Raw genomic sequence first — 14,775 nt, 5'->3', positions numbered from 1 at the left:
CGTTGCTGCGGGGAAGAGAGCCCATGCCGACGGCGGCGTACCGGCGGTATGGGAGCTACCGGAGAGTAAACCAACCGTACGCCGAACGCACCAGCCCGCGCGCGGGCGGAAATTGTCGGTGGTGGTCGGCATGATGTCCGGGTGCAGGTGATCGCGGGACGAGAGGAGGACGGGAGCTTCACCGTGCACACGCCTTCGGACACGGTGTCCGGCCTGGACGAGGCGGCTTTCGCGGGGCTGGCGCGGGAGCTGGAGTCCTCGGCGGCGCCGCGGTGGGTGTTCCCGTCGGTGGAGCGGACGTACCCGCTGCTGGTCGCGGCCGGGGTGCGGGTGCGCCGGTGCTACGACCTCGAGCTGGCCGAGGGGCTGCTGCTGGCGTACGAGGGCGCGGAGGAGCAGCCCCGGAGCCTGCGCGCGGCCTGGGCCCGGGCGAACGGCGAGGAGCCGCCTTCCGAGCAGTCCGCCGTCGAGCTGGCGCAGCCGACGCTGTTCGAGACGCGGGTGCCGACGCTGCCCGAGGGCGTGACGGTCGTCACGGCGGTGCGGCGCGTCCTCGCGGAGCAGGAGCGGCGGGTGGCGGCGACCGGGCACCCGGACCGGATGCGGCTGCTGCTGGCCGCGGAGTCGGCGAGCGCGCTGGCCGCGGCGGAGATGTCGGCCGACGGCCTGCCGTGGCGCGCCGACGTCCACGAGGCGCTGCTGGCGGCGCGGCTCGGTCCGCGCGTGCCGGCCGGGCAGCGTCCGAAGGCACTGGTGGAGCTGGCGGCGAAGATCAGCGAGGCGTTCGGCGGGCGGCCGGTGAACCCGGACTCGCCGCCGAGCGTGGTCCGGGCGCTGGCCCGCGAGGGCATCGAGGTGCCGGCGGCGCGGAAGTACCTGCTGAAGGGGATCGACCACCCGGCGGTCGGGCCGTTGCTGGAGTACAAGGAGCTGTCGCGGCTGTTCACGGCGAACGGCTGGGCGTGGCTCGAGGAATGGGTCTCCGGCGGCCGGTTCCGCCCGCACTACGTCGTCGGCGGGGTGGTGTCGGGGCGGTGGGCGAGCCGCGGCGGCGGGGCGCTGCAGATCCCGAAGGTGCTGCGGACGTGCGTGCGCGCGGACCCGGGCTGGAAGCTCGTGGTGGCCGACGCGGCACAGCTGGAGCCCCGGGTCCTCACGGCGCTGTCGGGCGACCGGCGGCTGGCCGACGTCGCGGCGGCGACCGACCTGTACGCGAGGCTGGGCGAGGCGCTGTTTTCGGGCGCCCGCTGGGTACCGGCGGCCGACGACGACCGCGACGACCGGGCGCGCGCGAAGATCGCGATGCTGTCGGCGATGTACGGGGGCACGTCCGGCGAGGCGGGCCCGCTGCTGGGGTTGCTGCGCCAGCGGTTCCCGGACGCAGTGTCCTATGTGGAGCGTGCGGCGCAAGCGGGTGAGCGCGGTGAGCGGGTCCGGTCCCGGCTGGGCCGCACTTCGCCGGCGCCGTCGGCGGCCTGGCGCGCGTTGACGGGCGGCTTGGCTTCGGACGAGGCGGCGGAGTTGAAGGCGCGGCGGGCGTCGCGCGGCTGGGGCCGGTTCACCCGGAACTTCGTGGTCCAGGCGAGCGCGGCGGACATGACGGCGGTGCTGCTCGCGACCCTCCGCACCCGCCTGCCGGCACCGGCCCACCTGGTGTTCTTCCAGCACGACGAGGTGATCGTCCACACCCCGGCGCCCCTGGCCGGCTCGGTCGCCACCGCGATCACGGACTCGGTGGCGGAAGCGGCCCGGATGCTGTTCGGCCCGGCCTGCCCGGTCCGCTTCCCGATGCAGACCGCGGCCGTGGACACCTACGCCGACGCGAAATAGCGAGTGATGCCCCGCCAATCACGCATGATGCCCGCCCAATCACGCGAGATCGCCGCCCAATCACGCGAGTTCCGCCCCCAATCACGCAAGATCGCCGCCCAATCAGGCCAATCGACCCTCCGGGGACGCCAACCGGCCGCCGAGGTACGCCAACCGACCCTCCGGGTGCGTCAGGCCGGCCGCTCCCGGCTCGGAGCGGCCGGCCCCGCCACTACGGGAACATCGGAAGCGACTGGGTCCCGACGTCCTGGTTCGGCAGCGTCTTCCCCGGATTTCCGCGGAAATCCGTCCACACCGGGTGCAGCCGGAAGTCCGCGCCCACCGCCGCCGCTGTGTAGTCGCCGATGAACACCCCTTGCAGTTCCTTGCCCGTCTCCGCTCCCGGCGAGACGAACTGGACCTGCGGGTTCGCCGTCTGCGTCGTGATCCTTCGCAGCGGCGACAACCCGTCGCCCCAGCCTGTCGCGTACGCGTAGTCCAGTCCGATGCCGTTCGGGTCGTACGCGCGCGTGTACGTCGTCACCGCGACGCGGCCGGCCACCGCCGCCACCGCCGGGAACACCTCGTCGGCCGCCGTTCCCACCTGCACCGGCTTCGACCAGCCGTGACGGCCGTCCGATCCGCTCAGGAACGCGTCTCCGTTCGTCTTCACCGACTCTCCGTCGCGGTACGTACCGTTGCGGTCGTCCGCCCACGTCACCCACAGGTGGTCCGTCGCGCGGTCGTACGTCAGCTGCGGGAAGCTGTTGACGCGGAAGTTCTCGCCGGTCAGCGCGTTGTTGGCGACGTCTTCGTCGACCGGGAAGTCGAAGTCCAGGCCCACCTCCGCGTGCCGGAACGTCCGGCCGCCGTCGCGGGAGGTCGCCACCACCACCGCGTCGTGGTCGGCCGGCTGGTCGCACGCCGCCGTCGCGCACACCGACGTCTCGTACGCCACCTGGAGCGTTCCGTCGCGGGTCACCACCGGGTTCGAGCCGCTGCCGAACGGCGTGATCCCGCCCGGAAACCCGGTCAGCGACGGCGAAATCCGGCGCGTCGGCGACCACGTCCGGCCGAAGTCGGCCGACTTCGACAGCACGATCGGCGACTCGGCGAACGCGCCGGACGCGTCGTAGGTGAACTGCGTCCACGTCACGTAGACGTCGCCGGACACCGGGTCGGCGGCGATCCACTCCTTGTCGTTGAAGATCCGCGCCGGCGTCGGCGTGCCCGCCGGGGTGACGCCGTCGAGGTGCAGGATCGCCGGGTCGCCGAAGCTGCGGCCGCCGTCGTGGGACACCGACACCGCGATGCCACTGGCCGTCTGCTGGCCGTCCGGCACCTCGGCCCGGCTGAACACCAGCGTCGCGTAGTACACCGTGTTGTGCGGCCCGAACGCGATCGCCGGGTCACCCGCGGCGTCCATATAGGACAGTGGTGCGGTCGCCCCGGTCGGGTAATCGAGGTGCGGCAGCTGGACGTTCACCCAGGTCCGGCCGCCGTCGAACGACGTGTAGGCGAAGCCGCCGGAGTCGTTGCGGGCCTCTCGTGTGTTGTACAGCCGGTAGTCGTTGGCGCCGGCGACGATGTTGCGCGGGTTCTCCGGGTTGACGGCGACGGTGGTCTCGTTCTGGGCCGTGCTGCAGCCGGTCTGGCTGCCGGTCGGCACGATGGTGTCCCCGTCGATGACGTCGGTGTTCGGCGCGAGCGGCCGGTAGGGGTTCGGCTTGCCGAGGTAGGTCTGGCAGAGCGCGGACAACGCGGGATCGTCGCCGTCCTCGTCTTCCCCGTCGGCGAACTGCTCCTTGAGCAGCGGGTTCGGGACGTGGTGCCGAGCCTCGGCCGCGTGCGCGGCGGGCGCGAGGACAAGCGGCAGGAACAGTGCGGCGCAGACGGCGAGAATTCTTCGCCTGGCGGACGAAACACCCAAGGACATCGGAAAGCCCTTTCCCAGGAAGGTCTCCAGCCGCCCCAGGCTTGACCCGCGCGCGGCCGCGGTCAACCGACGGAAGTTCGAAGCCGGACATTCCGGCGAAGACGCGCGGAAGTGGCTGGAGGGTCTTCCGCTAGGCCAACGCGTCGTCGAGGGCCTTTGTGATCCGCTTCAGCGACACCGGATGCGCCGTCCCCAGCGTCTGCGCGAAGAACGAAACCCGCAGCTCCTCGATCATCCACCGCACCTCGCGCAACGCCGGCGACGAGGTTCCCGGCGGCAGCGAAGCCAGCGCGTCCTCGTACTCACGGGTGATCCACGCGATGTCCGCCGTCCGCTGGAGGTCGCGAGTCGGCTCCGAAGCCAGTTTCTCGAGCCGGCGCGAAATCCCCTGCAGATACCGGACCACGTGCCGCAACCGCGGAGCACCCGTCTCCGTGACGAAACCGGGGTACACCAAGCCGGCCAGCTGGGCGCGGATGTCGGCCAGCGAATCCGCCGGACCGCGCGCCGACGACAACGCCACCTCGACGTCGTTCGCCGCGCGGAGGATCTTCTCCACGTCCGTGAGAACGTCGAGCACCGAAGGGTGCAGGCCCGCCCGGACCTTCTCCAGCAGCACCTTGAAGCCGGTCTCGTCGAACACCGGGCCGCCACCCGCGGCCATCAGGGCGTCCACCGCGCAGTCGACGCAGTCCTCCAGCAGGGCCGCGACACTGCCGTGCGGGTTCCGGTTCAGCACCAGCTTCGACGAGTTGGACAGCGACCGCGTGATGAACTTCATCGGCGAGTTCAGGTTCAGCCGCAGCATCCGCCGGGTGCCCGCCCACATCGCGTGCCGCTGCTGCTCCGGCGTGTCCAGCAGCCGCACGGCCACCGACTCGCCTTCGTCCACCAGTGCCGGGAACGCCTTGACGTCGTGCCCGCGCTGCGTCGACTCGAACACCTTCGGCAGCGAACCGAACGACGGCTTCGTCAGCCCGGCCTTTTCGAGGGTGTTGGCCGCCTTGGAGATCGTCGCGCGGACCTTCGGCGCCAGCCGCCGCTGCAGCTCCGAAACGTCCTTGCCTTCGGCGACCCTCTTGCCGCGCTCGTCCACGACCCGGAACGTCATCTTCAGGTGCTCCGGCACCGAAGCCAGGTCCCAGTCCGCGTACGGCACCGTGATCCCGCGCAGCGCGCGCAGCTCGCGGCCGAGCACCTCCAGCAGCGGACCGTCCGAAGGGGACACTCGCGAAAGGACGTCACGGGCGGTGTCCGGCGCCGGGACGAAGTTGCGCCGCAACGCCTTCGGCAGCGACTTGATCAGCTGCGTCACCAGCTCCGCGCGCAGGCCGGGGACCTGCCAGTCGAACCCGTCCGGCGTCACCTGGTTGAGCACCGGCAGCGGGACGTGCACGGTGACGCCGTCGGCGTCCGCGCCCGGCTCGAACTGGTACGTCAGCTTGAAGACCTGCGTGCCCTGCGTCCACGAGTCCGGGTAGTCGCCCTCGCGGACGCCGCCCGCGGTCTCGTTGATGAGCATGGACTTCTCGAACGACAGCAGGTCCGGCTGCTCGTGGCGCGCCTTCTTCCACCAGCTGTCGAAGTGGCGCACCGAGACGACGTCCGCCGGGACGCGGGCGTCGTAGAACTCGTACAGCGTCTGGTCGTCGACCAGGATGTCGCGCCGCCGCGCGCGGTTTTCGAGGTCCTCGACCTCCTCCAGCAGCGCGCGGTTCTCGGCGAAGAAGTGGTGGCGCGTCTGCCAGTCGCCCTCGACCAGGGCGTGCCGGATGAACAGCGCCCGCGACATCTCCGGGTCGATCCGGCCGTAGTTGACGCGGCGGTCGGCGATCAGCGGGACGCCGTACAGCGTCACCTTCTCGGTCGCGATCACCGCGCCCTGCTTGCGTTCCCAGTGCGGCTCGGAGTACGACCGCTTGACGACGTGCTGGGCCAGCGGCTCGACCCATTCGGGCTCGATGCGCGCGTTGACCCGGGCCCACAGCCGCGACGTCTCGACCAGTTCCGCCGACATCACCCAGCGCGGCTGCTTCTTGAACAGCGCCGAGCCCGGGAACACGCCGAACCGGGCGCCGCGCGCACCCAGGTAGTCGCCCTTGGCCGGGTCCTTGAGCCCGATGTGCGAGAGCAGCCCCGCGATCAGCGACGTGTGCACGCGCTGCGGGTCGGCCGGGGACGCGTTCGTGTTCAGGTGGATGCCGAGCGGCTTGGCCAGCTGGCGCAGCTGGCTGAAGATGTCCTGCCACTCGCGCAGCCGCAGGTAGTTGAGGTACTCGGTGCGGCACATGCGCCGGAACTGGTTGCCGGACAACGCCTTCTGCTGCTCGGCGACGTACTCCCAGAGGTTCAGGTAGGCCAGGAAGTCCGACGTCGGATCGGCGAACCGCCCGTGCTGGGCGTCGGCCGCCTGCTGCTTCTCCGCCGGCCGCTCCCGCGGGTCCTGAATGGACAGTGCGGCGGCGATGATCATGACCTCGCGGACGCACCCGTTCTTCGCGGCTTCCAGGACCATCCGGCCCATCCGCGGGTCGACGGGCAGCTGTGCGAGCTTGCGGCCGATGTCGGTGAGCCGCCGGTCCGAGGAAGTGGCGCTGTCGAACGCACCCAGCTCCTGCAGCAGGCCGATGCCGTCGCTGACCTGGCGGCGGTCCGGCGGCTCGACGAACGGGAACGCGGCGATGTCGCCGAGCCCCAGCGACGTCATCTGCAGGATGACCGAGGCCAGGTTGGTCCGCAGGATCTCGGGGTCGGTGAACTCGGGACGGCTCTCGAAGTCCTCTTCGGAGTAGAGCCGGATGCAGATGCCGTCGGACGTCCGGCCGCAGCGGCCCTTGCGCTGGTTCGCCGACGCCTGCGACACCGGTTCGATCGGCAGCCGCTGCACCTTGGTGCGGTGGCTGTAGCGGGAGATCCGCGCGGTGCCCGGGTCGACGACGTACTTGATGCCAGGCACGGTCAGCGACGTCTCGGCGACGTTCGTCGCGAGCACGACCCGGCGTCCGGTGTGGGACTGGAAGATGCGCTGCTGCTCGGCCGAGGACAGCCGCGCGTACAGCGGCAGGACCTCGGTGTTGCGCAGGTTCGCCCGGTTGAGCACGTCCGCGGTGTCGCGGATCTCGCGCTCGCCGGACAGGAACACCAGGATGTCGCCGGGTCCTTCGGCACACAGCTCCTCGACGGCGTCGAGGATGCCCTGGGTCTGGTCCCGCTCGTCGGCGTCTTCCGAGGGGTCGTCGGGGTCGACCAGCGGCCGGTAGCGCACCTCGACCGGGTACGTCCGGCCGGAGACCTCGACGATCGGGGCGTCGTCGAAGTGCTTCGAGAAGCGTTCCGGGTCGATCGTCGCCGAGGTGATGATGACCTTGAGGTCGGGACGGCGGGGCAGCAGCTGCTTGAGGTAGCCGAGGATGAAGTCGATGTTGAGGCTGCGCTCGTGGGCCTCGTCGATGATCAAGGTGTCGTACTGGCGCAGCGACCGGTCGGTCTGGATCTCGGCCAGCAGGATGCCGTCGGTCATCAGCTTGACCAGCGTGTCCTGCCCGGACTGGTCGGTGAACCGCACCTTGTAGCCGACGGCGTCGCCGAGCTCGGTCTTCAGCTCGCTCGCGATCCGGTCGGCGACCGTGCGCGCGGCCAGCCGCCGCGGCTGGGTGTGCCCGATCTGGCCGCGGATGCCGCGGCCGAGCTCCAGGCAGATCTTCGGCAGCTGGGTGGTCTTGCCCGAGCCGGTCTCCCCCGCGACGATCACGACCTGGTGCTTCTCGATGGCGGCGGCGATCTCGTCCTTGAGCTTGCTGACCGGCAGCTCTTCGGGGTACTCGATCTTGGGCACGCTCTCGCGGCGCGACCGGATCCGCAGCTCGGCCTTGTCGATGTCAGCGGCGATCTGCGCGAAGGCGGCTTCGCGGTTGCGGGCCTTGCGGGCACCGTCGAGCCGCCGGCGCAACCGGTGCTCGTCGCGCGGCATCAGCTCGGGCAGGCGCGCACGCAGCGCTTCGAAGGGGGATGACGTGGACATTCTTGGACCAAGGATAGCCGTGCGTGACGAACGGGGCTTCCGAATATCCCCGGCGCGTGACCGGGGGCACGCCGAAGGCCCCCTCACCGGCGGCGAAGGGGCCTTCGGGGACGAGCGTCAGCCGGGCTGGCCGGGCTGCGGAGCCGGAGCGGCGGCCTTGCGCCGCCCGATGAGCACGTTGGCGGCGATCAGCACCGCGCCGACGAGCGCGACGCCGATGCCGAGCCAGGGCTGAGCGCCCTCGACCGCTTCCTGCCCCTTGATCTCCAGCCCGACGTACTTGAGGAACAGCGAACCGAGCCCCAGGAAAACCAGAATGCCACCGATTCTGACCATGACAAAACCCCCTGCTGAAAGGACTGATGAAACCATCGGTCCGTCCCCGAGCGGCCGTGGTGAGGCAGAAATGTAGCGGTCCCGGCCCCCGCTGTCTCCGGAATTCCCGATTCGTTACCTCACGTCCGCTGCAGCGAGTCCGGGCCCAGGTCGGCGAGCGTGCGGTGGCCGGACAACCCCATGGTCAGGTCGAAGTCCGCCAGCAGGCTGCGCAGGACGTGCCGGACGCCGTCCTCGCCCGCGTGGGCCAGGCCGTACACCCACGGGCGGCCCACCAGGACCGCCCGCGCGCCCAGGGCCAGCGCCTTGAGCACGTCGGCTCCGGTGCGGATGCCCGAGTCGAACAGCACCTCCACGCGGTCGCCGACCGCCGCGACGATGGCCGGGAGCGCCTCCAGGGCGCCGATCGCGCCGTCGACCTGGCGGCCGCCGTGGTTCGACACGATGATGCCGTCCATGCCCGCCTCGGCCGCGCGGCGCGCGTCGCCGGCGTGCTGGATTCCCTTGAGGACGATCGGGCCGTCCCAGTGCTCGCGCAGGAACGGCAGCTGGTCCCACGTCCGGTCGGTGCCGGTGAGCATGCCGATCCAGCGCAGGATCGCCATGTTCGGGTCCTCCTCCGGCGTCTTCTCCAGCAGGCCGCGGAACACCGGGTCGGTGAACGGGACCGCGCAGCCCTCGCCCTTGAGGAACGGCAGGTACGCCTGGTCCAGATCGGACGGTCGCCAGGCCAGCGTCCACGTGTCGAGCGTGACGACCAGCGCCGTGTAGCCCGCGTTCTTCGCCCGCTTCAGCAGGCTCGCGCAGACGTCGGCGTCGCCGGGCCAGTACAGCTGGAACCAGCGCGGGCCGTCGCCGTTGGCCGCGGCGGCGTCCTCGATGCCGGTCGACGACGCCGTGGAGAGGACGAACGGCAGGCCGACCGAGGCGGCGGCGCGGGCGGTCGCGGACTCGGCGTCCGGGTGCACGATCGACTGGACGCCGACCGGCGCGACGGCCACCGGGGCCGGGAGCCGGGTGCCGAGCACGGTCGTGGCGAGGTCGCGTTCGGTGGCGCCGGTCAGCATGCGCGGCACGATGCGCCAGCGCTCGAACGCCTCGCGGTTGGCGCGGGCGGTCGCGCCGGAGCCGGCCGCGCCCGCGACGTAGGAGAACGGCCCGGGCGCCATGACCTCGCGGGCCGATGCTTCGAGCCGGGTGGCGTCGGTCGAGCACGGCGGCAGCTGACCACCGAGTCCCTGCAGGTAGATCTCGTTCTGGTAGCTGCCGAAGCGTTCGGTCACGGTTGCCTCCTCGCGTTCGAGGGGGCACTGTACCCGCCGGTAGTTCACCCGGCGCCCCGAAGTGACCGACGGGTAACCTCAGGCCCGTCGACGTCCCTTCGAAGGAGCAGACATGCGCGCGTACGACGTGGTCCTGTTCGGCGCCACCGGGTTCACCGGCGGCCTGACCGCCGAATACCTGGCCCGCCACGCGCCGGCGGACCTGCGCTGGGCGCTGGCCGGGCGCAGCCGCGGCAAGCTCGAGGCCGTCCGGGCCCTGCTGACCGAGATCGACGACCGGTTCGGCGCGCTCGACCTGCTCGTCGCCGACTCCGGCGACCGGGCATCGCTCGCGGCCGTCGCTTCGGCGACGAAGGTGGTGATCACGACGGTCGGGCCGTACCTGACGCACGGCGAGCCGCTGGTGGCGGCGTGCGCCGAGGCGGGCACCGACTACGTCGACCTGACCGGTGAGCCCGAGTTCGTCGACCGGATGTACCTGGCGCACGACCGGCGGGCCCGCGAGACCGGCGCGCGGCTGGTGCACGCGTGCGGGTTCGACTCGATCCCGCACGACCTCGGCGCCTGGTTCACCGTGCGGCAGCTGCCCGAGGGCGTGCCGCTGCGGGTCGACGGGTACGTCCGGGCCGGCGGGATGCCGTCGGGCGGCACGTTCCTCAGCGCGCTGACCATCATGTCCCGGCTGCCGGCCGGCGCCCGCGCGGCTCGCGAGCGGGCCGCGGCCGAGCCGCGCCCGGCCGGCCGGTTCGCGCGGGCCCCGCTCGGCCGCCCGCACCGGTTCGCCGAAGCCGGCTGGTGGGCGGTGCCGCTGCCGACGATCGACGCCGAGGTCGTGCGCCGGTCGGCGGCCGCGTCCGAGCGCTACGGGCCGGACTTCACCTACCGGCACTTCGCCGCGGTGAAGCACCTGCCGGTGCTGGCCGGCGGGGTGGCGGGGGCGGGCGCCCTGCTCGCCGCGGCCCAGGTCCCGCCGGCCCGGCGGGCCCTGGGCCGGCTGCTGGCGCCGGGCAACGGGCCCAGCCCCGAGCGGCGCGCGCGGTCGTGGTTCTCGGTGCGGTTCGTCGGCGAAGGCGGCGGCTCCCGGGTGGTGACGGAGGTGTCCGGCGGCGACCCGGGCTACGACGAGACGGCGAAGATGCTCGCGGAGTCGGCCCTGTGCCTGGCGACCGACGACCTCCCGGCGACGGCGGGCCAGGTGACCACGGCGACGGCGATGGGCGGCGCGCTGGTGGACCGGCTCACCAAGGCGGGGATCCGCTTCACGACGCTCTGAGCCGGCCCGGAAGGTCGCGCGGGCGGCCTCGTGCTCACCCGCGGCGAACCTGCGCCGACACCCGCCGGACGTAGGCCGCGCGGGCCTCCGGGTCCAGTTCCCGCAGTGCCCGGTCGTCGCCGATCAGCCCGCGCGCCCACGCCATCACCGGCTCCGGCGTCAGCGCGGCGAGCAGATCCCAGCCGCCGAGCCAGCGTGGGACCGCCGTCTCCGCGCGGCGGCTGCGCAGGGTGCCCGCGATCGCCCTGGCCACGTCCTCGGGGTCCACTGTGGGCAGTGCCCCGCCCAGCCGGACGCCGGACGCCAGCTCCGTGCGGACCGCGCTCGGCAGCACCGCGCTGACGCTGACCCCGGTCGCCGCGTACTCGCGGCGGACCGCCGCCGTCAGCCCGACCGCCGCGAACTTGCTCGCGTTGTACACCGCCATGCCGGGCAGCGGGATCTTCCCCGCCATCGAGGCCACGTTGACGACGTGCCCGCGGCCGCGCGCGATCATCCCCGGCAGCACCGACCGCAGCCCGTGGACCAGCCCCTGCACGTTGACGTCCAGCGTGGTCCGGCCGACGCCGTCCGGTTCCTCGAGGAAGTCGCCGAGCGGCATCACGCCCGCGTTGTTGACCAGGACGTCGATCCGCCCGAACCGCTCGGTCACCGCGGCCGTGAACGCGTCGAACGACTCGCGGTTCGTGACGTCCAGCGGGAACGACGGCACGCCGGAGGCCGGGTCGAGGTCGCCGACGCACACCGTGGCGCCCCGTGCCGCGAACTCGGCGGCCGTCGCGCGGCCGATCCCCCGGGCGCCACCGGTGATCGCGACCACCGCGCCGCGCGCCTCAATCGCCGGATACCGCACGCGCCCTCCCGATCTCGTAGTCGGCCTCGGTGAACGCCCCCACCTGCGACCGCAGCCGCCCGGTCGAAAACGGCCAGCTGAAGCTGTTGCGCCCGTTGACATCCGTGTAATAGCTCGAACAGCCGCCCGCCTGGTACACCGTGCCCGGCAGCGCGGCCTGGACCTCCGCGTTGAACGCCGCCTGCACTTCCGGGCGCACCGACAGCGACGTCCACCCCGCGCTCAGCGTCCGCGTCACCGCCGCCACCGTGTGGCGCAGCTGGGCCTCCAGGATCATGAACGCCGACGAGTGCCCGGTGCCGAGGCTCGGACCGAGCAGCAGGTACAGGTTCGGGAACCCGGCCACCGTCGTCCCCGCGTATGCCTGCGGGCTGCCCTTCCAGTGGTCGTCCAGGCTCCGGCCGTCGCCGTCGAAGACGCGGGACGACACCGGCATGTCGAGGATGTGGAACCCGGTGCCGAAGATGATCGCGTCGACCTCCGCCGACGAGCCGTCCGCGCCGAGCACCCGATTGCCGTCGACGGCCCGCACCGCCGTCGGGTGCACGTCCACATGGGACTGTGTCAGCGAGCGGTAGTACGTGTTGGACATCAGCAGCCGCTTGCAGCCGAGCGTGTAGTCCGGGGTCAATGCCCGGCGCAGCACCGGATCCTTCACTGCGAGCCGCAGGTGGGCGAGCCCGATCTTCTGCACCTGCCGCAGCAGCCACGGGTGCCGGAAGCCGAAGCCGAGGGTCTCCATCGCGCCGTATTCGGCGCTGCGCAACGCCCGCTGCAGTGCCGGGAACCGCCGCAGCAGGAACCGCTCGACACCGGGGACGTGGTGGTCCGGCTTCGGCAGCACCCACTGCGCGGTGCGCTGGAACAGGTGCAGCCGCCCGACTTCGGGCACGATCCGCGGGACGAACTGGACCGCCGACGCGCCGGTGCCGATCACCGCGACGCGCTTGCCCGCCAGGTCGTAGCCGTGGTTCCAGCGCGCGGAGTGGAAGACCTCGCCTGGGAACCCGCCGAGCCCCGGCAGGTCCGGGATCAGCGGTTCGTGCCAGGGACCGGTGCCGGCGACCAGGATCCGGGCCGTGTAGGACCCCTGGGACGTCTCCAGTTCCCAGATCGACTCGCGGGCGTTCCACTGCGCGCGCGTCACCTCGACGCCGTAGCGGATCTTGCCGGTGACGCCGAAACGCTCGGCCGTGTCCCGCAGGTAGGCGCGGATCTCGGCCTGGCCGGCGAACGCGCGCGTCCACTCCGGATTGGGCGCGAACGAGTACGAGTACAGCGCGGACGGGACGTCGCACGCGCAGCCGGGATAGGTGTTGTCGCGCCAGGTCCCGCCGAGCGCGTCGGCCTTCTCCAGCACGGCGAGGTCGCCGACGCCGGCCTGGGCGAGGCGGATGGCGGCACCCAGCCCCGACGCCCCGGCACCGATGACGAGGACCGCGAAGTGGCGTTGTTCCATTTCCGGAGACTAACAGTATCCGAATACCAGCGGTACCCCGATCCTGAAGTTCGCTAGAGTTGCCGGCATGGCCCGACTCACCCGCGCGGAAAGCCAGGCGCGCACCCGCGAGCAGCTGATCGAGACCGCCAAGCAGCTCTTCCTGCGCGACGGCTACTCGGTGACGTCGCTGGAGAAGGTCGCCGACGAGGCCGGGTATTCGAAGGGCGCGGTGTACTCGAACTTCCGCAACAAGGACGAGCTGTGCCTCACCGTGCTCGACCGGATCCACGACGAGCAGGTCGCGCTGATCGCCGAAGCACTGGTCGGCGCCGACGGCATGGAGGGCCTGCTGACGGCGTTCCAGGCGTGGGCCGAGCGCAGCATCGGCGACGAGGCCTGGACGTCGCTCGAGGTCGAGTTCGCGACGAACGCGCGTCACAACCCGCACGTGCGCGCCGAGCTGGCGGCGCGGGACAAGGCCATCCGCGACACCATCGCCGGCCTGCTCACCGGGTACGCCGAGCGGTTCGGGATCACACTCCCGATGTCGGCCGACGACGCCGCGACGGCGTTGCTCAGCCTGGGCATCGGACTCGGCGTCCAGCGCGCCATCGACCCGACGATCCCGGTGAACGTACTGCCGGACGTCATCCGCATCTTCGCCGGGGTGCGCTGAACGTCCTTTGTGGACCCTTGCCGAATGGTCTGGACCGTTCACGAACATGAACGGATTCCGCCTCTTGTGGAGCTCGCTGACTCTTCGCTACCGTGTCGCTACGCCGCAGCTCCACCCGCACACATCCGTACCGCCGTGCTCCGACGGCGCATCCCGCGGAAAGGGTCCCTCCCCATGAGCAAGAAGTTGCGGCCGGTCCTCCTCGGCACGCTCGGCGCCGCCTCCGTCGCGGCCCTCGTGATCACCACGCCCGCGTTCTCCTCGGCCGCCCCCGCGCCGGTCGCCGGGGCTTCGGTGCTCGCCGCCGGCGACCTTTCGGCGCCGGCGAAGAAGGAAATCGCGATGAAGCTGGTCTCCAGCGCGGAAAACTCGTCGCTGGACTGGAAGGCGCAGTACAAGTACATCGAAGACATCGGCGACGGCCGTGGGTACACCGCTGGCATCATCGGGTTCTGCTCGGGCACCGGCGACATGCTCGAACTCGTCGAGGCGTACACGAATTCAGTGCCGAACAACCCCCTCGCCAAGTACCTCCCGGCGCTGCGCAAGGTGAACGGCACGGACTCCCACGCGGGCCTGGGTTCGGCGTTCGAGAGCGCGTGGAAGCAGGCCGCGGCGACCACGGCGTTCCAGACGGCGCAGAACAACGAGCGTGACCGCGTGTACTTCAACCCGTCGGTGAACCAGGGCAAATCGGACGGCCTGAGCACGCTGGGCCAGTTCATCTACTACGACGCGATCGTGATGCACGGCCCCGGCACCAGCTCCGACAGCTTCGGCGGCATCCGCAGGACGGCGATGCAGAAGGCGAAAACCCCGGCCCAGGGCGGCAACGAGACGACGTACCTGAAGGCCTTCCTCGACGCCCGCAAGGTGATCATGAAGCAGGAGGAGGCGCACGCGGACACGTCGCGGGTGGACACCGCGCAGCTGAAGTTCCTCAACGAGGGCAACTTCGACCTGCACACGCCCTTGAAGTGGAAGGTGTACGGCGACTCGTACACGATCAACTGAGCGAGCGCCCCAAGGTGGCCTTGGTTGCGTTGAACGCACCCAAGGTGGCCTTCGGTGCGTTCAACGCACCGAAGGCCACCTTGGGGCGCTTGGGAAACCGGGGTCAGCGGGTCAGGAGCGCGTCCGCCGTGCG

Annotated in this window: 10 protein-coding genes; 4 read left to right on the top strand and 6 right to left on the bottom strand. The window is 71.5% G+C overall.

The window, feature by feature from the left end; all coding sequences use genetic code 11:
- Nucleotides 1-141 precede the first annotated feature (141 nt).
- Complete coding sequence (locus tag I4Q55_RS42925) at nucleotides 142-1,830, top strand: bifunctional 3'-5' exonuclease/DNA polymerase (RefSeq protein WP_206796416.1); 1,689 nt, start codon at nucleotides 142-144, stop codon at nucleotides 1,828-1,830.
- Between the two features lie 211 nt (nucleotides 1,831-2,041).
- On the opposite strand, the gene I4Q55_RS42920 is transcribed toward I4Q55_RS42925, so the two are convergent.
- The 4 genes from I4Q55_RS42920 to I4Q55_RS42905 form a co-directional block, all read right to left on the bottom strand.
- On the bottom strand, nucleotides 2,042-3,745 hold the full coding sequence (locus tag I4Q55_RS42920) for a sialidase family protein (RefSeq protein WP_206796415.1): 1,704 nt from the start codon (nucleotides 3,743-3,745) through the stop codon (nucleotides 2,042-2,044).
- A 130-nt stretch (nucleotides 3,746-3,875) separates the two neighbouring features.
- Nucleotides 3,876-7,766: an ATP-dependent RNA helicase HrpA gene (gene hrpA, locus I4Q55_RS42915; RefSeq protein ID WP_206796413.1), complete on the bottom strand. Its 3,891-nt coding sequence runs from the start codon at nucleotides 7,764-7,766 to the stop codon at nucleotides 3,876-3,878.
- Nucleotides 7,767-7,883: 117 nt separating this feature from the next.
- Complete coding sequence (locus I4Q55_RS42910; protein WP_206796411.1) at nucleotides 7,884-8,102, bottom strand: hypothetical protein; 219 nt, start codon at nucleotides 8,100-8,102, stop codon at nucleotides 7,884-7,886.
- Between the two features lie 119 nt (nucleotides 8,103-8,221).
- Nucleotides 8,222-9,385, bottom strand: a complete 1,164-nt coding sequence (locus I4Q55_RS42905; RefSeq protein ID WP_206796409.1) for a lactate 2-monooxygenase — start codon at nucleotides 9,383-9,385, stop codon at nucleotides 8,222-8,224.
- 112 nt (nucleotides 9,386-9,497) lie between these two features.
- Between I4Q55_RS42905 and I4Q55_RS42900 the strand changes: the two genes are divergently transcribed.
- Nucleotides 9,498-10,658, top strand: coding sequence for a trans-acting enoyl reductase family protein (locus I4Q55_RS42900; RefSeq protein WP_206796407.1), 1,161 nt, complete (start codon nucleotides 9,498-9,500; stop codon nucleotides 10,656-10,658).
- 34 nt (nucleotides 10,659-10,692) lie between these two features.
- Here I4Q55_RS42900 and I4Q55_RS42895 read toward each other — a convergent pair whose 3' ends face one another.
- Both I4Q55_RS42895 and I4Q55_RS42890 read right to left on the bottom strand, forming a co-directional pair.
- Nucleotides 10,693-11,511 (bottom strand): SDR family oxidoreductase, encoded by an 819-nt coding sequence (locus I4Q55_RS42895; RefSeq protein ID WP_206796509.1) that lies wholly within the window; start codon nucleotides 11,509-11,511, stop codon nucleotides 10,693-10,695.
- A complete protein-coding gene (locus I4Q55_RS42890) occupies nucleotides 11,492-12,970 on the bottom strand; it encodes an NAD(P)/FAD-dependent oxidoreductase (RefSeq protein WP_206796406.1) in 1,479 nt (492 codons plus the stop codon). The genes I4Q55_RS42895 and I4Q55_RS42890 overlap by 20 nt, the downstream gene beginning before the upstream one ends.
- A 67-nt stretch (nucleotides 12,971-13,037) precedes the next feature.
- Between I4Q55_RS42890 and I4Q55_RS42885 the strand changes: the two genes are divergently transcribed.
- Complete coding sequence (locus I4Q55_RS42885) at nucleotides 13,038-13,628, top strand: TetR/AcrR family transcriptional regulator (protein WP_206796405.1); 591 nt, start codon at nucleotides 13,038-13,040, stop codon at nucleotides 13,626-13,628.
- 174 nt (nucleotides 13,629-13,802) lie between these two features.
- Nucleotides 13,803-14,642, top strand: coding sequence for a chitosanase (locus I4Q55_RS42880; protein ID WP_206796404.1), 840 nt, complete (start codon nucleotides 13,803-13,805; stop codon nucleotides 14,640-14,642).
- Nucleotides 14,643-14,775 lie beyond the last annotated feature (133 nt).

Source organism: Amycolatopsis sp. MtRt-6, assembly GCF_017308975.1.
Taxonomy (GTDB): Bacteria; Actinomycetota; Actinomycetes; order Mycobacteriales; family Pseudonocardiaceae; genus Amycolatopsis.
Note: the sequence above shows the minus strand (reverse complement) of the source record. Positions and strands in the feature narration are given on the sequence as shown.

Excerpts from the sequence above, each read along its gene's own strand:
- I4Q55_RS42920 (WP_206796415.1), bottom strand. The coding sequence starts at position 3,745 with ATGTCCTTGGGTGTTTCGTCCGCCAGGCGAAGAATTCTCGCCGTCTGC.
- hrpA (WP_206796413.1), bottom strand. The coding sequence starts at position 7,766 with ATGTCCACGTCATCCCCCTTCGAAGCGCTGCGTGCGCGCCTGCCCGAG.
- I4Q55_RS42910 (WP_206796411.1), bottom strand. The coding sequence starts at position 8,102 with ATGGTCAGAATCGGTGGCATTCTGGTTTTCCTGGGGCTCGGTTCGCTG.
- I4Q55_RS42900 (WP_206796407.1), top strand. The coding sequence starts at position 9,498 with ATGCGCGCGTACGACGTGGTCCTGTTCGGCGCCACCGGGTTCACCGGC.
- I4Q55_RS42890 (WP_206796406.1), bottom strand. The coding sequence starts at position 12,970 with ATGGAACAACGCCACTTCGCGGTCCTCGTCATCGGTGCCGGGGCGTCG.
- I4Q55_RS42885 (WP_206796405.1), top strand. The coding sequence starts at position 13,038 with ATGGCCCGACTCACCCGCGCGGAAAGCCAGGCGCGCACCCGCGAGCAG.
- I4Q55_RS42880 (WP_206796404.1), top strand. The coding sequence starts at position 13,803 with ATGAGCAAGAAGTTGCGGCCGGTCCTCCTCGGCACGCTCGGCGCCGCC.